The 18,928-nt window shown below is 63.5% G+C and carries 17 protein-coding genes; 6 read left to right on the top strand and 11 right to left on the bottom strand.

Translation table 11 applies throughout. The features are described 5' to 3' along the window. Nucleotides 1–22: 22 nt before the first annotated feature. The 4 genes from N7E70_RS04620 to mdh form a co-directional block, all read right to left on the bottom strand. On the bottom strand, nt 23–3,013 hold the full coding sequence (locus N7E70_RS04620) for a 2-oxoglutarate dehydrogenase E1 component (protein WP_067956080.1): 2,991 nt from the start codon (nt 3,011–3,013) through the stop codon (nt 23–25). A 120-nt stretch (nt 3,014–3,133) separates the two neighbouring features. Further along, nucleotides 3,134–4,030 carry a succinate--CoA ligase subunit alpha gene (gene sucD, locus N7E70_RS04615; protein ID WP_115730175.1) on the bottom strand — a complete coding sequence of 299 codons (897 nt, stop codon included), beginning with the start codon at nt 4,028–4,030 and terminating at the stop codon, nt 3,134–3,136. A gap of 4 nt (nt 4,031–4,034) precedes the next feature. Beyond that, nucleotides 4,035–5,231, bottom strand: a complete 1,197-nt coding sequence (sucC, locus tag N7E70_RS04610) for an ADP-forming succinate--CoA ligase subunit beta (RefSeq protein WP_263005661.1) — start codon at nt 5,229–5,231, stop codon at nt 4,035–4,037. Nucleotides 5,232–5,243: 12 nt separating this feature from the next. Next, complete coding sequence (gene mdh / locus N7E70_RS04605; RefSeq protein WP_115730173.1) at nt 5,244–6,212, bottom strand: malate dehydrogenase; 969 nt, start codon at nt 6,210–6,212, stop codon at nt 5,244–5,246. A gap of 229 nt (nt 6,213–6,441) precedes the next feature. Between mdh and N7E70_RS04600 the strand changes: the two genes are divergently transcribed. Continuing rightward, on the top strand, nt 6,442–6,888 hold the full coding sequence (locus N7E70_RS04600) for a GNAT family N-acetyltransferase (RefSeq protein WP_263005660.1): 447 nt from the start codon (nt 6,442–6,444) through the stop codon (nt 6,886–6,888). 421 nt (nt 6,889–7,309) lie between these two features. Here N7E70_RS04600 and N7E70_RS04595 read toward each other — a convergent pair whose 3' ends face one another. Beyond that, nucleotides 7,310–7,981, bottom strand: a complete 672-nt coding sequence (locus N7E70_RS04595) for an outer membrane protein (RefSeq protein WP_263005659.1) — start codon at nt 7,979–7,981, stop codon at nt 7,310–7,312. 562 nt (nt 7,982–8,543) lie between these two features. Then, the gene (acnA, locus tag N7E70_RS04590) at nt 8,544–11,234 is read right to left on the bottom strand and encodes an aconitate hydratase AcnA (RefSeq protein ID WP_192313118.1); all 2,691 of its coding nucleotides are present in this window, start codon (nt 11,232–11,234) and stop codon (nt 8,544–8,546) included. A gap of 284 nt (nt 11,235–11,518) precedes the next feature. Here acnA and ccmA point away from each other — a divergent pair, with 284 nt between their 5' ends. The 5 genes from ccmA to N7E70_RS04565 all read left to right on the top strand — a co-directional run bounded on the left by ccmA (nt 11,519) and on the right by N7E70_RS04565 (nt 14,912). Then, complete coding sequence (ccmA, locus tag N7E70_RS04585; protein ID WP_263005658.1) at nt 11,519–12,130, top strand: heme ABC exporter ATP-binding protein CcmA; 612 nt, start codon at nt 11,519–11,521, stop codon at nt 12,128–12,130. A 222-nt stretch (nt 12,131–12,352) separates the two neighbouring features. Continuing rightward, a complete protein-coding gene (ccmB, locus tag N7E70_RS04580; RefSeq protein ID WP_263005657.1) occupies nt 12,353–13,018 on the top strand; it encodes a heme exporter protein CcmB in 666 nt (221 codons plus the stop codon). A 120-nt stretch (nt 13,019–13,138) separates the two neighbouring features. Continuing rightward, complete coding sequence (ccmD, locus tag N7E70_RS04575) at nt 13,139–13,303, top strand: heme exporter protein CcmD (protein WP_263005656.1); 165 nt, start codon at nt 13,139–13,141, stop codon at nt 13,301–13,303. Next, nucleotides 13,300–13,878 (top strand): DsbE family thiol:disulfide interchange protein, encoded by a 579-nt coding sequence (locus tag N7E70_RS04570; protein ID WP_263005655.1) that lies wholly within the window; start codon nt 13,300–13,302, stop codon nt 13,876–13,878. Before ccmD ends, N7E70_RS04570 begins: the two co-directional genes overlap by 4 nt. A gap of 143 nt (nt 13,879–14,021) precedes the next feature. Beyond that, nucleotides 14,022–14,912 (top strand): bile acid:sodium symporter family protein, encoded by an 891-nt coding sequence (locus N7E70_RS04565; protein ID WP_263005654.1) that lies wholly within the window; start codon nt 14,022–14,024, stop codon nt 14,910–14,912. Nucleotides 14,913–15,033: 121 nt separating this feature from the next. Here the strand turns inward: N7E70_RS04565 and N7E70_RS04560 are convergent, their stop codons facing one another. From N7E70_RS04560 to ftsY, 5 genes are all read right to left on the bottom strand, one after another. Further along, complete coding sequence (locus N7E70_RS04560; protein ID WP_154386754.1) at nt 15,034–15,201, bottom strand: hypothetical protein; 168 nt, start codon at nt 15,199–15,201, stop codon at nt 15,034–15,036. 131 nt (nt 15,202–15,332) lie between these two features. Further along, complete coding sequence (locus N7E70_RS04555) at nt 15,333–15,866, bottom strand: NADPH-dependent FMN reductase (RefSeq protein WP_263005653.1); 534 nt, start codon at nt 15,864–15,866, stop codon at nt 15,333–15,335. A gap of 41 nt (nt 15,867–15,907) precedes the next feature. Further along, complete coding sequence (locus N7E70_RS04550) at nt 15,908–16,522, bottom strand: pyridoxamine 5'-phosphate oxidase family protein (protein ID WP_192313109.1); 615 nt, start codon at nt 16,520–16,522, stop codon at nt 15,908–15,910. Between the two features lie 9 nt (nt 16,523–16,531). After that, the gene (locus N7E70_RS04545; protein WP_263005652.1) at nt 16,532–17,179 is read right to left on the bottom strand and encodes a septation protein A; all 648 of its coding nucleotides are present in this window, start codon (nt 17,177–17,179) and stop codon (nt 16,532–16,534) included. 3 nt (nt 17,180–17,182) lie between these two features. Next, entirely contained in the window at nt 17,183–18,922 is a 1,740-nt protein-coding gene (gene ftsY / locus N7E70_RS04540; protein ID WP_263005651.1) for a signal recognition particle-docking protein FtsY, read from the bottom strand. Nucleotides 18,923–18,928 lie beyond the last annotated feature (6 nt).

Genomic DNA, 18,928 nt, shown 5'->3' with positions numbered 1-18,928 from the left:
TTTTTGCCTGTCCGTTCTTTGTTTATTCGCCGAGGGCGTCGTCGAGGAATGCCTGGAGCTGCGCCAGGTGCTTGGACATCAGGCCCGTCGCCGGGGAGGCGGCAGCCGGACGGCCGGTGTAGCGCACGCGCTGGTGCTTGGCGTCGATATGGGCGAGCACCCATTCCAGATACGGGTCGATGAACGACCACGCGCCCATGTTCTTGGGCTCTTCCTGGCACCACACCATTTCGGCGTTGCGGAAGCGGCTGAGCTCGGTGATCAGCGCCTTGGCCGGGAACGGATAGAGCTGCTCGACGCGCAACAAATAGATGTCGTCGATGCCGCGCTTCTCGCGCTCCTCGTAGAGGTCGTAATAGACCTTGCCGGTGCACAGCACGACGCGGCGGATCTTCGAGTCCTTGACCAGCTTGATCGGCTGATCGCCGAGATACTGGGCGTCGTCCCACAAGAGACGGTGGAACGAGCTCTCGCCCGAGATCTCCGACAGCGACGACACGGCACGCTTGTGGCGCAGCAGCGACTTCGGCGTCATCAGGATCAGCGGCTTGCGGAAGTCGCGCTTCAGCTGCCGGCGCAGGATGTGGAAGTAGTTGGCCGGCGTGGTGACATTGGCCACCTGCATGTTGTCTTCGGCGCAGAGCTGCAGGAAGCGCTCGAGGCGCGCCGACGAGTGCTCGGGGCCCTGGCCTTCATAGCCGTGCGGCAAGAGGCAGACGAGACCCGACATGCGCAGCCACTTGCGTTCGCCAGACGAGATGAACTGGTCGAACACCACCTGGGCGCCGTTGGCGAAGTCGCCGAACTGTGCTTCCCACAGCGTCAGCGCCTTGGGCTCGGCGAGCGAGTAGCCATATTCGAAGCCAAGCACGGCTTCTTCCGAGAGCATCGAGTTGATGACCTCGTAACCGGCCTGCGCCGCCGACAAATTGTTGAGCGGGATGTAGCGGTTTTCGTCACGCTGATCGTAGAGCACGGTGTGGCGCTGCGAGAACGTGCCGCGCTCGGAATCCTGGCCCGACAGGCGGATCGGATTGCCGTCGAGCAGGATCGAGCCGAACGCCAGCGATTCCGCCGTTGCCCAGTCGATGCCTTCGCCCGATTCGATCGCCTGGCGGCGGTTTTCGAGGAAGCGGCCGATGGTGCGGTGGACTTCGAAGTCCTTCGGCACCTCGGTCAGCTTCTTGCCGATTTCCTTCAGCGTCTTGACCGGCACCGCGGTCTTGCCGCGGCGCTGTTCGTCCTGGTTGTCGGCCGTGCGCATGCCCGACCACGCGCCATCAAGCCAGTCGGCCTTGTTCGGCTTGTAGGCCTGGCCCGCCTCGAACTCGGCTTCGAGGAAGCCGCGCCAGTCGGCGCGCATCTTGTCGACCTCGGCCTGGTTCATCAGGCCTTCGGCCATCAGCTTGTCGGCATAGGTCTGCACCGTGGTCTTATGGGTGCGAATGTTGCGGTACATGATCGGCTGCGTGAAGGCAGGCTCGTCGCCTTCGTTGTGGCCGAAGCGGCGGTAGCAGAACATGTCCACGACGACCGGCTTGTGGAACTTCATGCGGAATTCGGTCGCGACCTTGGCCGCGAACACCACCGCTTCCGGATCGTCGCCATTGACGTGGAAGATCGGCGCTTCGATCATCTTGGCAACGTCGGACGGATAGGGCGACGAGCGCGAGAAGCGCGGGTTCGTCGTGAAGCCGATCTGGTTGTTGATGATGAAATGCAGCGTGCCGGCAACGCGATGGCCGCGCAGGCCCGACAGGCCGAGGATTTCGGCGATCACGCCCTGGCCGGCGAACGCAGCATCGCCGTGCAGCAAGAGCGGCATCACCTTGGCGCGCTCTTCCTGCGGCACGATCTCGCCGCGGGCGCGGCCAAAAAGCTGGTCCTGCTTGGCGCGTGCCTTGCCCATCACGACCGGATCGACGATCTCGAGATGCGAGGGGTTGGCGGTCAAGGACAGGTGGACCTTGTTGCCGTCGAACTCGCGGTCCGACGAGGCACCAAGGTGGTACTTCACGTCGCCCGAACCCTCGACGTCGTCAGGCGCGTAGGAGCCGCCCTTGAACTCGTGGAACACCGCGCGATGCGGCTTGGCCATGACGTTGGTCAGAACGTTGAGGCGTCCGCGATGGGCCATGCCGAGCACGACTTCCTTCAGGCCGAGCGAACCGCCGCGCTTGACGATCTGCTCCAGCGCCGGGATCAGCGACTCGCCGCCGTCGAGGCCGAAGCGCTTGGTGCCCTTGTACTTGACGTCGATGAACTGCTCGAAGCCCTCGGCCTCGATCAGCTTCGACAGGATCGCCTTCTTGCCCTCGGGCGTGAACTCGATCGCCTTGTCCGGACCTTCGATACGGGCCTGGATCCAGGCCTTTTCCTCGGGGTCGGAGATATGCATGAACTCGACGCCGAGCGTCGAGCAATAGGTGCGCTTCAGGATCTCGAGCATCTCGCGGATGGTCGCGTATTCGAGGCCCAGCACATGGTCGATGAAGATCGGCCGGTCGTAGTCGGCGGCGGTGAAGCCATAGGCCTCAGGCGACAGCTCGTTGTAGTCCTCAAGCGGCTTGGCGATGCCGAGCGGGTCGAGATTGGCATGCAAATGGCCGCGCATGCGGTAGGCGCGGATCATCATGATGGCGCGGACGGAATCGCGCGTCGCCTGCAGCACGTCGGCCTTGGACGGCTCGGCGCCGGTTGTAGCGACCGCCTTGTCCTTGACCTTCTTCTCGATCAGCTTCTCGACCATGCCCCAATTGCCGTCGAGCGCGGACACCAGTTCGCCATTGGCCTGCAGCGGCCAGCTCGGCGTCGACCACGAAGCGCCCTTGGCGTTCTTGCGGATGTCGCCGGCGTCGTCCTTCAGCGCGCCGAAGAAGTCGCGCCACTCCTGGTCGACCGCTTCAGGGTCGTCGAGATAGGCGGCGTGCAGCGCCTCGATGTAATCGGCATTGCCGCCATAGAGGAACGAAGTGAGGGAAAATTGGTCGTTGGCCTGATCGGATCGTGCCATCTTTGTCCTGCGGAGCCTCTGGCTCCTCTCCTGTTTTGAAGGGAGTAGGGCAGTAGGCAGTAGGTCAATGATCTGGAATTCCCTACTGCCTTACTGCCCTACTCCCCTATTCACTTGGCCTTAGCCCTTGATCGCCTCGACCAGTGTGGTGCCGAGACGTGCCGGCGACGGCGACACGCGGATGCCCGCTGCCTCCATTGCCGCGATCTTGTCTTCCGCGCCGCCCTTGCCGCCGGAGATCACAGCACCCGCATGGCCCATGGTGCGGCCTTCCGGTGCGGTGCGTCCGGCGATGAAGCCGGCCATCGGCTTCTTGCGGCCGCGCTTGGCTTCATCGATGAGGAACTGCGCTGCGTCCTCTTCGGCCGAGCCGCCGATTTCGCCGATCATGATGATCGACTTGGTCTCGTCATCGGCCAGGAACATCTCGAGCATGTCGATGAATTCCGTGCCCTTGACCGGGTCGCCGCCGATGCCGACTGCCGTCGACTGGCCGAGACCGGCATTGGTGGTCTGGAACACAGCTTCATAGGTAAGCGTTCCCGAGCGCGAGACAACGCCGACCGAACCCTTGCGGAAGATGTTGCCCGGCATGATGCCGATCTTGCATTCGTCCGGCGTCACGATGCCGGGGCAGTTCGGGCCGATCAGGCGCGACTTGGAGCGGTCGAGGCGCGCCTTGACCTTGATCATGTCGGTAACCGGGATGCCTTCGGTGATGCAGACGATCAGCGGGATCTCGGCGTCGATCGCCTCGATGATCGCAGCCGCAGCACCTGCCGGCGGGACATAGACCACGGACGCATTGGCGCCGGTCTTTTCCTTGCCTTCGGCAACCGTCGAGAAGATCGGCAGCGGCACGGAGCCGTCCCACTTCTCGCCGCCCTTCTTGGGGTGGATGCCGCCGACCATCTTGGTGCCATGATAGGCCAGCGCCTGCTCGGTGTGGAACGAACCGGTGTTGCCGGTCAGGCCCTGCACCAGGATCTTGGTGTTCTTGTCGATGAGAATGGACATTGGCTCAGTTTCCCTTCACCGCAGCGACGATCTTCTTCGCCGCGTCGTCGAGGTCGTCGGCCGAGATGACGTTCAGCCCGCTCTCGTTGATGATCTTCTTGCCCAGATCGACATTGGTGCCTTCGAGGCGCACCACCAGCGGAACCTTGAGGCCGACTTCCTTGACCGCGGCGATGACGCCCTCGGCAATGACGTCGCACTTCATGATGCCGCCGAAGATGTTGACCAGGATGCCTTCGACAGCCGGGTCGGCGGTGATGATCTTGAACGCCGCCGTCACCTTCTCCTTGGAGGCGCCGCCGCCGACGTCGAGGAAGTTGGCGGGCTCCGCGCCATAGAGCTTGATGATGTCCATCGTCGCCATGGCCAGGCCGGCGCCGTTGACCATGCAGCCGATGTTGCCGTCGAGCGCGACATAAGCGAGGTCGTATTTCGACGCCTCGATCTCCTTGGCGTCCTCTTCGGTGGTGTCGCGGAGCTCGAGCACGTCGGCATGGCGGAACAGCGCATTGTTGTCGAACGACACCTTGGCGTCGAGCACGCGCAGGCGGCCGTTCTTCATGACGATCAGCGGATTGACCTCGAGCAGGCTCATGTCCTTCTCGACAAACGCCTTGTAGAGGATCGGGAACAGGCTCTCGCCGTCCTTGGCGGCCTCGCCCGAAAGCTTCAGCGCCGAATTCAGCGCCTTGAGGTCGTCAGCGGTCACGCCCTTTTCCGGGTCGATCGCAACGGTGATGATCTTCTCCGGCGTGTCATGGGCGACGGCCTCGATGTCCATGCCGCCCTCGGTCGAAACGACGAAGGCGATGCGGCCGACCGAACGGTCGACGAGGATCGACAGATACAACTCGCGGTCGATGTCGGCGCCGTCCTCGATGTAGAGGCGGTTGACCTGCTTGCCGGCCGGGCCGGTCTGCTTGGTCACCAGCGTGTTGCCGAGCATTTCCTTGGCAAACGCGACGACTTCCTCGACCGACTTGGCGAGGCGCACGCCGCCCTTGGCATCAGCCGGCAGTTCCTTGAACTTGCCCTTGCCGCGGCCGCCGGCGTGGATCTGGCTCTTCACCACATAGAGCGGGCCCGGCAGCGCCTTGGCGGCAGCTTCGGCTTCCTCGATCTTGAACACCGGCACGCCGTCAGCGACGGGAGCACCGAAACCCTTGAGCAATTGCTTGCCCTGATACTCGTGGATGTTCATGCCCGTTGTCCCTTACTTCTTGGCGAGGTTCGGCGCGATGGCGACGCAGGCCTCGCACAGACCCTTCACCGCTTCGACCGACTTCTCGAACATCTTCTGCTCGGCCTTGTTGAAGTCGAGCTCGATGATGCGCTCGACGCCACCGGCGCCGATCACCACGGGAACGCCGACATACATGTCCTTGACGCCATACTGGCCCGACAGGTGCGTCGCGCAGGGCAGCACGCGCTTCTTGTCCTTGAGATAGGCTTCGGCCATCTGGATCGCCGACGAGGCCGGCGCATAATAGGCCGAGCCGGTCTTGAGCAGGCCGACGATCTCGCCGCCGCCCTTGCGGGTGCGCTCGACGATGGCGTCGAGCTTGTCCTGGCTGGTCCAGCCCATCTTGACCAGGTCCGGCAGCGGAATGCCGGCAACGGTCGAATAGCGCACCATCGGCACCATGTCGTCGCCGTGGCCGCCCAGCGTCATCGCCGAGACGTCTTCGACCGAAACCTTGAACTCTTCCGACAGGAAGTAGCGGAAACGCGCCGAGTCGAGCACGCCGGCCATGCCGACGACATGGCTCTTCGGCAGGCCCGAGAACTTCTGCAACGCCCACACCATGGCGTCGAGCGGGTTGGTGATGCAGATGACGAAGGCCTTCGGGGCATACTTCTTGATGCCGGCGCCGACCTGTTCCATGACCTTGAGGTTGATGCCGAGCAGGTCGTCGCGGCTCATGCCGGGCTTGCGCGGCACGCCGGCGGTGACGATGCAGACGTCGGCACCCTCGATGCCGGCATAGTCGTTGACGCCGGTGTAGCGCGAGTCGAAGCCGTCGACCGTCGAGGATTGCGCGATATCGAGACCTTTACCCTGCGGGATGCCTTCGGCAATATCGAACATGACCACGTCGCCGAGGTCCTTGAGGCCAACCATATGGGCGAGCGTGCCGCCAATCATGCCGGAGCCGATGAGGGCTATCTTGTTGCGTGCCATGAAGGAATTTCCCTTTGCCTGTAACGACGCCGTGGCGGCGGGGTGGAGTAGGTTTGGGCCAGAGAGGCCGCGGAAATGCAGCCAGAAATAGCGGCTCGCAATAGCTCCATGGCCAAAAAAATTCAACCGATTATTTTGACCTCAACTTTTTCAATCGGTTAGAAACAACGGGATTTACGTAAACGTCAAAGTTTTGTGACGACTTTACGAAGAAATGGTGAAGAGAACGATGCCTCCCATCGAGATCCGCAGACTGGGTCCCGGCGACGAACGCCTGCTCGACACCGTCGCCGCAGACGTCTTCGACGAGCCGGTCGACCCGCTCCGCCTGAAGGCCTGTCTCGCCTCCCCCGGCCATCTGCTCTTCGTCGCCCTCGATGATGGCCAGGTTGTGGCGCAGGCAGCCGGCATGATCCACCACCACGTCGACAAGCCGTCGGAACTCTATGTCGACGAAGTCGGCGTCTCGCCGGCCTGGCAACGCCGCGGCATTGCCAACCTTTTGATGGACGCCCTCTTCGCCGCCGGTCGCGAGGCGGGCTGCGCCGAAGCCTGGCTCGGCACCGAGCCCGACAACCTCCCCGCCCGCGCCCTCTACGATGGGCGCAAGGAACCGGCCGAGCCGGTGGAGAACTTTGTCATGTATCTCTACGATCTTGGGGAGGGTCCAAGGTAGGCTGGATCGTCGATACAGCTCAGGCGCAGCAATCTCACCATTCCGGCTCGTTTTGCGGGTTATTCCCACTTTCGGCATCGTCTCATTTCTTCCCAGCCCCCTCTGGCCTGCCGGCCATCTCCCCCACAAGGAGGGAGATTAGTCGCTCCGCCCGCGGCCCTAGTCCTGTGGTGTAGCAAGGATCGTGCTTGCGACTTTGGCGACTGGCTGCGGGGCAAATGACGGCGTGATCTCGGGGGAGATGGCCGGCAGGCCAGAGGGGGGTGCGAAGGATCGCGAGATCCGAAAGTTGCAACAAAGCCCGTCAACACGCGCGACGCCTGCTTCCTGGCGTGAAGAACTTCTCAACGGCGCGGCATTCCAATCAATCCGCAAACAAAAAAGCCCCGGCGCGCAACCGGGGCTTGGATATACAACCGCGTCAGAACTTGTAAGCGACACCGATCCGCACATCGTGCGTCTTAACTTCGGCCGTCGCGATCGGCGACAGCTCGAAACTGCCGAAGTCCGTATAGCGATACTCCACGCGACCGATGAGATCGTCGGTGAAGGCGTATTCGACGCCGGCACCGACAGTCCAGCCGACCATCCTGTCGCCAACGATCGGGCTGATCCGGAAGCCGTCGTCGGTGGCATGGACTTTGACATCCGCGAAGGCGACGCCGCCTGCAACATAAGGCAGCAACCGGTCAATCGCATAACCGACCTTCAAGCGCGCCGCGCCAGACCAGTTGAGCTCATACACGTCGCCGATCGCGGGCGGCGGAAACGGGACGCCCCAGAGATAGGCATCCCCGAAACCATCGGCCTTGCTGACGGCGAGGTCGGCTTCGACACCGATGACGATCTGGTTCGCCAGCTGATGATTGTAGCCGGCATAGATGCCGCCGAGCCAGCCATCGATATCGGGCTCGGAACTCCAGCCGGATTCAGACGTCGTCCGCCCGGTGCCCCAGAGATGACCGGCCTGCACGCCGACATAACCGCCAGTCCAGACAAAGCCGCCGGCAGGCTGCGCCGACGCATCCGCGGCCACCGCCGCACCGCTATACAAGGCAAGCAGCCAGGCCGCCCCAAGCATCGTCAACCTCATCAAACCTGCTCCCCTGCAATCGCGGACCCCGGCTGGCGCGGTCCTTCAGGCCAAGGAGATGCCCCGGCGGCAGCAGTCGGGACAATACGGCAGATGGCGTATTTCGGCGGGGGTCGGGGTGATCAACGTCATGAAAAATGGATAAGGACTGACGCATCGATAGCGCGTCACTGTGGCCGCTTGTTGGCGCTTCCCCCCAGCGTCTCATTCCTTCGCACCCCCCTCTGGCCTGCCGGCCATCTCCCCCGCAAGGAGGGAGGTTGGTCTCGTCACCGGCGGCGCTCACCCTGCAACGTAGCAAGAGTAAGCCTTGCTATGTCGACCGTTTGGGCGAGGCGCCGATGAAGGCGTGATCTCCCTCCTTGTGGGGGAGATGGCCGGCAGGCCAGGGGGGGGGCGACGGATCACGACACTCAAGGTTGGCTTCCCAAAGTACGATCGCAAGAGCCGGGATGACAAACGCGCGCCCCTTTTCCCGTAAGGGACAAGCTATCGCCGCCCAAAACAAAACCGCCGGAGCTTTCGCCCCGGCGGTGTGTTTCACATGAATCGCTGCGAAAACTTACGCGGCGAGGTCGCGCAGAACGTACTGCAGGATGCCGCCGTTCTTGAAGTAGTCGAGTTCATCAAGGGTATCGATGCGGCAGAGGATCGGAACGTCCTTCACCGAACCGTCGGCGAAGGTGATCTTGGCCACCATCTTCTGGCGCGGCTTGATCGTCTCGAGGCCGTCGATCGTCACCTGCTCGTCACCCTTGAGGCCAAGTGTCTTCCACGATGTGCCTTCCTCGAAGGTGAACGGGATCACGCCCATGCCGACTAGGTTCGAGCGGTGGATACGCTCGAACGACTGGGCGATGACGGCGCGAACGCCGAGCAGGTTGGTGCCCTTGGCAGCCCAGTCACGCGATGAGCCGTTGCCGTACTCGACGCCGGCGAAAATCACCAGCGGCGTACCTTCGCTACGATACTGCATGGCGGCATCGTAGATCGGCATCTCTTCTTTGGACGGATAGTGGAAGGTGTAGCCACCCTCGCGACCGTTCTCGCCCAGCATGTGGTTGCGGATGCGGATGTTGGCAAACGTGCCGCGCATCATCACTTCGTGGTTGCCACGACGCGTGCCGTACTGGTTGAAGTCGGCAACGCCGACGCCGTTGTCGGTCAGGTACTTGCCGGCGGGCGAAGCCGCCTTGATCGAACCGGCCGGCGAGATGTGGTCGGTGGTGATCTTGTCACCGAACAGGCCGAGCACACGTGCGCCCTCGATCTTGCCGATCTGACCGGGCTTCGACCCCATGCCGACGAAGTAGGGCGGGTTCTGCACATAAGTCGACTTGTCGTCCCAGGCGTAGGTCTGGCCTTCCGGCGCCTTGACGTTCTGCCAGTTCTCGTCGCCCTTGAAGACGTCGGCATATTTGCGGGCAAACAGCTCGCGGGTGACGTTCTCGGCGATGAACTGCTCGATCTCGACATTGGTCGGCCAGATGTCCTTCAGGAACACCGGCTTACCGTCACGGTCCTCGCCGATCGGCTCGGAGGTCAGGTCCAGGGTCACAGTGCCGGCGAGCGCGTAAGCGACCACCAACGGCGGCGAGGCCAGATAGTTGGCCTGCACGTCGGGCGACACGCGGCCTTCGAAGTTGCGGTTGCCCGAGAGCACGGCCGCACCGATCAGGCCCTTGTCGTTGATGGTCTTGGAGATCGGCGCCGGCAGCGGGCCGGAGTTGCCGATGCAGGTCGTGCAGCCGAAGCCGACGAGGTTGAAGCCGATCTGGTCGAGCTCCTTCTGCAGGCCCGACTTCTCGAGATACTCGGCAACCACCTGCGAACCGGGAGCCAGCGAGGTCTTCACCCACGGCTTCTGCTTGAGGCCGATGCGGTTGGCATTGCGGGCCAGAAGGCCGGCGCCGATCAGCACGCTCGGGTTCGAGGTGTTGGTGCAGGAGGTGATCGCAGCGATCACCACGTCGCCATGGCCGAGGTCGAACTTTTCACCCTCGACCGCATAACGCTTGGCGGTGTCGACGGTCTTCTTGTACTCGGCTTCGAGCGCGGTCGCGAAGCCCGAGGCGATGCCTTCGAGCGGGATGCGGCCTTCGGGACGCTTCGGGCCGGCCATCGATGGAACGACTGACGCCATGTCGAGCTCGAGCAGGTCGGTGAAGACAGGATCGGCCGACGAAGCGTCGCGCCACATGCCCTGCGCCTTGGAGAACTCCTCGACCAGCGCAATGCGGTTTTCGGCGCGGCCCGACATGTTGAGATAGCGAATGGTCTCGGAATCGACCGGGAAGAAGCCGCAGGTCGCGCCATATTCCGGCGCCATGTTGCCGATGGTGGCACGGTCGGCCAGCGTCATGTTGCTGAGACCGGGGCCGAAGAACTCCACGAACTTGCCGACGACGCCCTTCTTGCGCAGCATCTGGGTGACGGTCAGCACCAGGTCGGTGGCGGTGACGCCTTCCTTGAGCTTGCCGGTCAGGCGGAAGCCGATGACCTCGGGCAGAAGCATCGAGACCGGCTGGCCGAGCATCGCGGCCTCAGCCTCGATGCCGCCGACGCCCCAGCCCAGCACGCCCAGGCCGTTGACCATGGTGGTGTGCGAATCGGTGCCGACGCAGGTGTCGGGATAGGCGGTTGTCACGCCATCCTCGGTGTTGGTCCAGACCGTCTGGGCGAGATATTCGAGGTTGACCTGGTGGCAGATGCCGGTGCCGGGCGGCACGACGCGGAAGTTGCGGAACGCCTGCTGGCCCCACTTCAGGAACTTGTAGCGCTCTTCATTGCGCTCATATTCGAGCTCGACATTGCGGGCAAAGGCCAGCGGGGTGCCGAATTCGTCGACGATGACCGAGTGGTCGATGACGAGGTCGACCGGAACCAGCGGGTTGATCTTCTCAGGGTCGCCGCCCAGGGTCTTGATACCGTCACGCATGGCGGCAAGGTCGACGACGGCCGGAACGCCGGTGAAGTCCTGCATCAGCACGCGGGCCGGGCGGTAGGCGATCTCGACGCCGGCGGTGCCCTTGTCGACAAGCCAGCCGGCAACCGCCTGGATGGCGTCCTTGGTGACGGTGCGGCCGTCTTCGTTGCGCAGCAGGTTTTCCAGCAGCACCTTCATCGAATAGGGCAGCTGCGAGATGCCGGTCAGGCCGTTCTTTTCGGCCTCGATGAGGCTGTAATAGACATAGTCCGTGCCTGCAGCAGTGAGCGTGCGGCGGCAATTGAAACTGTCGAGTGATTTGGACACGTGCGATCCATCCTTGTCTGTTCAGCCTGAAAGGGAACGGACTCCGATGGGCATGCAATCACGCGCAAAGGTGCGGGTACGGCCATTTCCGCTGTCCGGTCCCAAGCAACCCGAGCCGTTCAAGGCGGCGCGTGCGCTGGTTCGGCGCAAATTCTGTTTCCATGCCGACCGCTGGCATGGTCGAGTGGCATATAGAGAATTTATTGGAATAGTTCTAGACGGAGATTCGCCTATTTTGCTGCGACGCAAAGCGGCAGCGAGATGGTTTCGGCGACGGGGGAAGAATGCGGCTGATCGCCGAAAATCTCAGCGGTGAACGGGGTGGCGAGCCGGTTTTCGAAGACATCGGCTTCACGCTGGAGAACGGCGAGGCGCTGATCGTCACCGGCCCCAACGGTTCGGGCAAGTCGACCCTGCTGCGCGTCATCGCCGGGCTTTTGCCGCATGCATCGGGACGAATCGGCATCGAGGGCGGCGGCGAGGAGTTTCCGACCGTTGCCGCAGCCTGCCACTATCTCGGTCATCAGAACGCAATGAAGGCCGCATTGACGGTTCGCGAGAATCTCGAATTCTGGCAGAGCTTTGCGGGCGGTGGAAAGCTGGGCATTGCTGACGCCCTGGACGATGTCGGCCTCGGCGGCCTCGGCCACCTGCCCTTCGGTTACCTCTCCACCGGCCAGAAGCGCCGTGCCGCGATCGCCAAGCTGCTCATTAGCCACCGCCCGGTTTGGCTGCTCGACGAGCCGACTGCAGGTCTCGACAAGGCGTCCGACGCGCGCTTGGCAGGGCTGATGCGGGATCATTGCGCGGCGGGCGGAATCGTCGTCGCCGCGACCCATCTGCCGCTTGGGCTGGAGGGGGTGAAGGCGCTGGAGATGGGGCGGGTGCATGTCTGAAAACGCTGCTCTTCTTCCCACCCTCCTCTGGCCTGCCGGCCATCCCCCCCGCAAGGGGGGAGATTGGCGGCTTCGACCCCGACGCCCCTTCTGCAACATCGGCGATTGGCAATGGCCAGCCCACTGCGTGATCTCCCCCCTTGCGGGGGAGATGTCCGGCAGGACAGAGGGGGGTGGCAAAGAACGCCACCTCTCCGAGGTGATCGACGGAAGGCAGCTCCCATGCTAGCCCTCTACCTTCGCGACCTACGCATGGGCGTCCGCGCCGGCGGTGGCGCCTTGACGGGCGTGCTGTTTTTCCTCGCCGTCATCGTCACCATCCCCTTCGGCGTCGGGCCCGATCTCAACCTGCTTGCCCGCATCGGCCCGGCAATTCTCTGGATCGGCGCGCTGCTGGCCAGCCTGCTCGGCCTCGACCGGCTGTTCCAGGCCGACCGCGAGGACGGCTCGCTCGATCTTCTGGTGCTCAATGCCGACCGCCACATGCTGGCGCTGACGGTGCTGGTCAAATGCCTGGCGCACTGGACGGCAAGCGTGTTGCCTCTGGTCATCGCAGCCCCCCTGCTTGGCCTGTTCATGAACATGGAGCTCATCGGCATCGGGGCCGCGGCACTCACCTTGCTCGTCGGCACGCCGGCCATCGTCTTCATCGGCGCGACGGGTGCCGCCGTCACCGTCGCCCTGCCGCGGGGCGGGCTGCTGATCTCGGTGCTGGTGCTGCCGCTGGTCATCCCGGTGCTGATCTTCGGCGTGACAGCAAGTTATGGTGCGGTCAACGACCCCGACCCGTTCAGGCCGCCATTCCTGATTCTCTGCGCGCTCACCTTGTTTCTGGCGGTCATCGGTCCGCTGGCGGCGGCGGTTGCGCTTCGCTCGGGCACCGACTGATCACGTTTCCTTCAACCGCAACGGTGCGGCGCGGCGTCCGATTGCGCAGCGGCAGCCTCGCCGCTAAGTGAATGACATGCTCGGAAACAGCGACATGACCACGTCTTGCCAGGGTGCCCGATGAGCGCGCATGCCCTCTATGTCACCGCGGCATATGCCGTTTCGGCGATTGCCATCGCCGGACTGGTGCTGTGGATTCTTGCCGACCAGCGCGCGCGCAAGCGCGAGATGGCCGAACTTGAGGCCGCCGGCCATCGCCGTCGCTCGGACAAGGCCAAGGCATGAGCACCGACAGCCAGAAGCCGACGGCGCGGCCTCGCAGGCTTATGGTTCTGCTGCCGCTGCTGATTTTCATGGGCCTCGCCGGCCTGTTTCTGGCGCAGCTGCTGTCCGGCCGCGACCTCACCGCGGTGCCCTCGGCGCTGATCGGCCAGATGGCGCCAGAGACAGACCTGCCGCCGCTCGAAGGCATGCAGGTTCCCGGGCTGAACTCAGCCGACTTCGCCGGCAAGGTCACGCTGGTCAATGTCTGGGCGTCGTGGTGCGCGCCATGCCGCGAGGAACACCCGGTGCTGCTCGAACTGTCGAAGGACCAGCGCTTTTCCATCGCCGGCTTGAACTACAAGGACAAGCCCGAGAATGCCCGTCGTTTTCTCGGCGACCTCGGCAGCCCCTACAAGGCGATCGGCGTCGACCAGAACGGCCGCACGGCGATCGACTGGGGTGTCTATGGCGTGCCGGAGACCTTCCTTCTGGGCAAGGACGGCAAGGTTGCATTCAAGCATGTCGGACCGCTGTCGCCGGAGGCGGTGAATGCGACGCTGATGCCCGAGATCGAGAAAGCGCTGGCGGCGCAATAGGCTCGACAGGTCAGCACTAGGCCTGACAGGGGCAGCTTCGCGCACCACGTGCGAATCATCTGGTTTTGCACTACGTTTTCATACAACCGCTGGGGAGAGGCGCGTCGTGACGGCGCGACAGGCGGCTGTTGTGGGAGACGTCAATGCAAGACAGTTCCGCGCTCATCATTTTTCTGCCGCTGGCGCTCGGCGTCATCATGCTCGGCCTCGGCCTGTCGCTAACGGTCGAAGACTTCCGAAACGTCCTGCAAAAGCCCAAGGCGGTGATCGTGGCGCTGCTCTGCCAGACCGTGATCCTGCCGCTGGCATGTCTCGGGCTGGTCTACGTCTTCGGCCTCGAACCGGCGCTGGCTGTCGGCATGATGCTCCTGGCGGCAAGCCCAGGCGGCACATCTGCCAATCTCTACAGCCACCTGGCCGACGGCGACGTGGCGCTCAACATCACGCTGACGGCGATCAATTCGGCGCTGTCGATCGTGACGCTGCCGCTGATCGTCAACTGGTCGCTGATGCATTTCATGTCGGGCGACCAGGCCATCCCGCTGCAATTCGCCAAGGTGATGCAGGTGTTCGTCATCGTGCTCGGCCCCGTGCTGATCGGCATGTGGCTGCGCAGCCGCTTCCCTGATTTCGCCGAACGCATGGCGCGGCCGGTGAAGATCTTCTCGATGCTGTTCCTGTTCGCCGTGGTTGCCGTGGCGCTCGTGCAGGAATGGGAAACACTCAAGGCCTGGGGACCGATCGTCGGCCTGGCGGCCCTTGCCTTCAACCTCGTCAGCCTTGGCGTCGGCTATTTCGTGCCCCGCGCCGCCGGCGTCGAAAAACGGCAGGCCACCGCGATCGGCATGGAGATCGGCATCCACAACGGCACGCTGGCAATCGCCATCGCGCTGAGCCCGCTGCTGCTCAACAACGCGACAATGGCGGTTCCGGCAGCGATCTACGGGCTGATCGCCTTCATCACCGCAGCGATCTTCGGCTACTGGCTGAAGCGGTCGCATGGCCGCGCGACTGCGACGATGCCGGTGCACTGAGGCCACCGCGGGGCCCACGATGCTGGAAACGAAAAAGGCGCTTGCGGCATCCCTTGAGGGAGCCCCTGGCGCCTTGTCGCAACGGCCGGTCAAAAGCCGGCCGGACATTTCTGGCTAGGAATCAGCCGTAGACCTGCTTGTAGGCCTGGAACAGCATCTCGCTGCGGTCGGCGCGCATATCGGCCAGGTCGCGGCTCGAGAAGCCGTCGATTTCGGCAACGAGGCGCTTGTACTGCTTGCGCTTGGCGGCGCTCTGGCGCGCGCGGGTCAGAAGGTTGTCGAACAACATCTTGCGTTCCTTTCGTCTGCCGCCCGATGCGGCTTGAACCGACCTCCCTGATCGATCCGAACATGACATAGGAACCGTTGCGCTGCAAAATAAGATGCTGCAACGCAGCAATGCACGGCGCGCATAACGAGTTAACGAGTGCAAACAAAACTGGAAAACGCCGCCAACCTGTCCCGCATCAATGCAATGCTAGTCGCGTCAGCAAGGATCTCGTCCATCTCCTGCGGTCTCTTGCCGAGCAGCGTAATGGTCAGGTCTTGCCCGTCAAAAAAGTCGAAGGACATTGTTTTCATGATCTCGGCAAGGGCAGCGCGGGCAAATTGCGACCGCGGCGAGGCATGAACCTGCATCGCCGGCTTGCCGACGACGGCGTCACGTGAAACCAGCCAGTCCAGCGCATTCTTCAGTCCGCCCGGCACCCCATGGGCGTATTCAGGACAAGAGACGATCACTCCGTCGGCTCGCGTAACGGCAGCGATGAGCGCCGTCACCTCCTGCGGTGTGCGTTCACCCTCGTCATCGGGATTGAAAATCGGCAGGTGGCCAAGCCCGTCATAGACGCTGACATGGCATCCCGGTGGCGCATTGCGCGCCAGGGCGACAACAAGCGCAGTGTTGGTAGAGGCAGCCCGCTGGCTGCCGGAAAGGGCGAGAATATTGATCAAGGCAAGGCCGCCAGCGTCGGACGATTCGTGTCCGGCGAAAGCTACCACATGCTCTTGCGATAGGACTCGTCCAGCGAGCGGTCGAGCGTCTCGGCATTGTCGGCGAGCACCAGCTGGTCGCGGAGGATCTGGCCGAGCGTAGGCAGGCTGGTGCGGTCGGGCCATGTGCCTGATACCCACAGCTCGGAACGCATGAACGCCTTGGCGCAATGCATGTAGACAGCCTTGATCGCAACCACCATGACGGTGACCGGCAGCTTGCCTTCGGCGGCGAGCCGTTCGCACAACGCCGGATCGGCGGTCAGGCGCGCATCGCCATTGATACGCAGTGTCTCGTTCATGCCCGGTATCAGGAACAGCAGGCCGACAGCGGGATTGACGATGACGTTTTCCAGCGTGTCGAGCCTGTTGTTGCCGGGCCGGTCGGGAATGGCGATGGTGGCATCGTCGAGGATGGCGACGAAACCCGGCTTGTCGCCCTTGGGCGTGACGTCGGCGTTGCCCTTGTCGTCGGACGAACCGATCAGCACGAACGGGCTGCGCGCCAGGAAGCCCTTGGCGTGATGGTCGAGGCGGCGGAGCTCCTTGCGCACGGCGCCATCACCCGGCGCGCGATAATGTTGACGCAACGCCTCGCGGTCGGTGATGAACTCCATGATGCCCTCTTACTTATGGTCTTCCAACGAATGGCGCATGATGAGCGGCATCTGGCTGAAAGTGAAGAGCAAGGTTATCGGCATGATGCCCCAGACCTTGAAAGCCACCCAGGTGTCGGTCGTAAAGGACCGCCAAACAACCTCGTTGACCAGAGCAAGAAACAGGAAGAACAGGCCCCAGCGGAAGGTCAGCTTGCGCCAGCCTTCGGCATCGAGGCGAAAGGCCGATGCAAAGACATAGCCAAGCAACGACTTGCCGAAGACAAGGCCACCCAGTAGCACGACACCGAAAAGCGAATTGATGATCGTTGGCTTCATCTTGATGAAGATGTCGTTCTGCAGATAGAGCGTCAGCGCGCCGAATATGAAGACAACGACGCCCGAGACCAGTGGCATGATCGGCAGCGAGCGGGTCAGCAGCCAGGAAGCCGCCAGCGCAACCGCCGTGGCAACCATGAAGAGGCCTGTGGCGACGAAGATCGGCTTGCCAAGCTCTGCCAGTATCGGGAAGTGCGACGCCAGCCACTCGCCGCGCGCGTTGGCGAAGAAGAACACGACCAGCGGCCCGAGCTCCAGCGCCAGCTTGAGCAGCGGGCTGACTTCTTCCTTCTTGGTTTTCGGGTCCGACGGATCGCGTTCGAGGATAGGTGCATTCATGGATCAGGCGACTCCTGCGATCGCCTTGGCGAAATCGCTTGCCGAAAAGGGTTCGAGATCGTCGACCTGCTCGCCGACGCCGATGAAATAGACCGGCAGCTTATGTTTGGCGGCGATTGCGACCAAAATACCGCCGCGCGCCGTACCGTCGAGCTTTGTCATCACCAGCCCGTTCACACCTGCGACATTGCGGAAGATCTCGACCTGATTGAGCGCGTTCTGGCCGGTGGTGGCATCGACAGTCTGCAGCACCGTGTGCGGGGCTTCGGGATCGAGCTTGCCGAGAACACGCACGATCTTTTCGAGCTCGGCCATCAGCTCGGCCTTGTTCTGCAGGCGGCCGGCGGTATCGATGATCAGCACGTCGGATCCGGCGGCCTTGGCCTGCTCGAAGGCATCGTAGGCGAGACCGGCGGCATCAGCGCCGAGCTTGGTGGCGATGACGGGCGACTTGGTGCGTTCACCCCAGATCTTCAGCTGCTCGATGGCCGCGGCACGGAACGTGTCGCCGGCGGCGAGCATGACAGACAGCCCGCCTTCGGTGAGCTTGGCGGCCAGCTTGCCGATGGTGGTGGTCTTGCCGGTGCCGTTGACGCCGACGACCAGGATGACATGCGGCTTGTGCGACAGGTCGAGCTCCAGCGGAAGCGCCACCGGCTTCAGCACCTTCTCGACCTCGACCGCCATGATCGAGCGGACCTCGTGGTCGGAAACGTCCTTGCCATAGCGGCTCGCCGCCAGCGCGTCGGTGACCCGAAGCGCGGTCTCGACGCCGAGATCGGCGCGGATCAGCACGTCTTCGAGGTCCTGCAGCGTGTCTTCGTCCAGCTTGCGCTTGGTGAAGATGCCGGCAATGTTGCCCGACAGTTCCTTGGATGAGCGCGACAGGCCCTGGCGCAGGCGCTGGAACCAGCTCTGGCGCGGCGCGGGCGCCGCCACTTCGACGATTTCGGCCTTCTGCTCGACCTTCTTCTGGACGGTGACCTTGCCGGCCGAGGGTTTCGGCTCAGGCGCAGAGGAAGCCTGTACCGGTTCAGCGGGAGCGGGAACGACAACAGGTGCAGGCTTGGAAACGGCATCGCGCAGCGCGGCTACCGGCTGCGCTTCCTCGGCCGCCATCGCCACAGGCACAGGCGCTTCGGCTGCGATCGGCGCAGGCTCCTCGTCGACTGGCTCGACGGGACGTGGTTCAGCCACAGGTTCCGGCGGTACAGGAGCAGGCGCCTCGATGACGGGCTCTTCGACAACCGGCTCCGTTTCAGGGGCACGCATTGTCGTCTCGGGCGCAGAGGGCACCGGCTGGGCCGGAACTTCTTCGGGCAACTCCGGCGCGGACGGCTCAACCGGCGGCAGCGGAACCTCCGCCGGCGTTGGCTCCGGCTCGACCGGGCTCGGCGCAGGCACGGGCGGCTCGGCTGGCTTTTCCGGCTCGACGGCAGGTTCTTCCTGCGGAACGGGCTGCGGCCCGGGCTCGACCGGTACCGGCTGTTCGGCCGGCTTTGGCTCCGGCACCACTGGCGGCGGCGGCGTTTCTGGAGCCGGCTCCGGCGTCGGTTCTTCGATCGGAACGGCCGGTGTCTCCCCGGCAACAGGCGTTTCCGCTGCGGCCGGCACCTCTTCCGCCGGCTTCAACGCTTCCAGAGCGTCAAAATTCAGCGGCGGCAGAACCTCGTTCTCGGCCGGCTGCTCGACCGTCTCCTTCTTGCCGAAGGAGAAAACTTTCTTGATGAACCCGAATGCCATGCGGTC

Source organism: Aminobacter sp. NyZ550 (assembly GCF_025628925.2).
In the GTDB taxonomy this organism is placed as follows: domain Bacteria; phylum Pseudomonadota; class Alphaproteobacteria; order Rhizobiales; family Rhizobiaceae; genus Aminobacter; species Aminobacter ciceronei.
The sequence above is the reverse complement of the archived record's forward strand: the minus strand, read 5'-3'. Positions and strand labels throughout refer to the sequence as shown.

Bases quoted from the DNA above. Each gene is read 5' to 3' on its own strand.
- N7E70_RS04620 (WP_067956080.1), bottom strand. From the start codon at position 3,013: ATGGCACGATCCGATCAGGCCAACGACCAATTTTCCCTCACTTCGTTC.
- sucD (WP_115730175.1), bottom strand. From the start codon at position 4,030: ATGTCCATTCTCATCGACAAGAACACCAAGATCCTGGTGCAGGGCCTG.
- sucC (WP_263005661.1), bottom strand. From the start codon at position 5,231: ATGAACATCCACGAGTATCAGGGCAAGCAATTGCTCAAGGGTTTCGGT.
- mdh (WP_115730173.1), bottom strand. From the start codon at position 6,212: ATGGCACGCAACAAGATAGCCCTCATCGGCTCCGGCATGATTGGCGGC.
- N7E70_RS04600 (WP_263005660.1), top strand. From the start codon at position 6,442: ATGCCTCCCATCGAGATCCGCAGACTGGGTCCCGGCGACGAACGCCTG.
- N7E70_RS04595 (WP_263005659.1), bottom strand. From the start codon at position 7,981: ATGAGGTTGACGATGCTTGGGGCGGCCTGGCTGCTTGCCTTGTATAGC.
- ccmA (WP_263005658.1), top strand. From the start codon at position 11,519: ATGCGGCTGATCGCCGAAAATCTCAGCGGTGAACGGGGTGGCGAGCCG.
- ccmB (WP_263005657.1), top strand. From the start codon at position 12,353: ATGCTAGCCCTCTACCTTCGCGACCTACGCATGGGCGTCCGCGCCGGC.
- ccmD (WP_263005656.1), top strand. From the start codon at position 13,139: ATGAGCGCGCATGCCCTCTATGTCACCGCGGCATATGCCGTTTCGGCG.
- N7E70_RS04570 (WP_263005655.1), top strand. From the start codon at position 13,300: ATGAGCACCGACAGCCAGAAGCCGACGGCGCGGCCTCGCAGGCTTATG.
- N7E70_RS04565 (WP_263005654.1), top strand. From the start codon at position 14,022: ATGCAAGACAGTTCCGCGCTCATCATTTTTCTGCCGCTGGCGCTCGGC.
- N7E70_RS04560 (WP_154386754.1), bottom strand. From the start codon at position 15,201: ATGTTGTTCGACAACCTTCTGACCCGCGCGCGCCAGAGCGCCGCCAAG.
- N7E70_RS04550 (WP_192313109.1), bottom strand. From the start codon at position 16,522: ATGGAGTTCATCACCGACCGCGAGGCGTTGCGTCAACATTATCGCGCG.
- N7E70_RS04545 (WP_263005652.1), bottom strand. From the start codon at position 17,179: ATGAATGCACCTATCCTCGAACGCGATCCGTCGGACCCGAAAACCAAG.
- ftsY (WP_263005651.1), bottom strand. From the start codon at position 18,922: ATGGCATTCGGGTTCATCAAGAAAGTTTTCTCCTTCGGCAAGAAGGAG.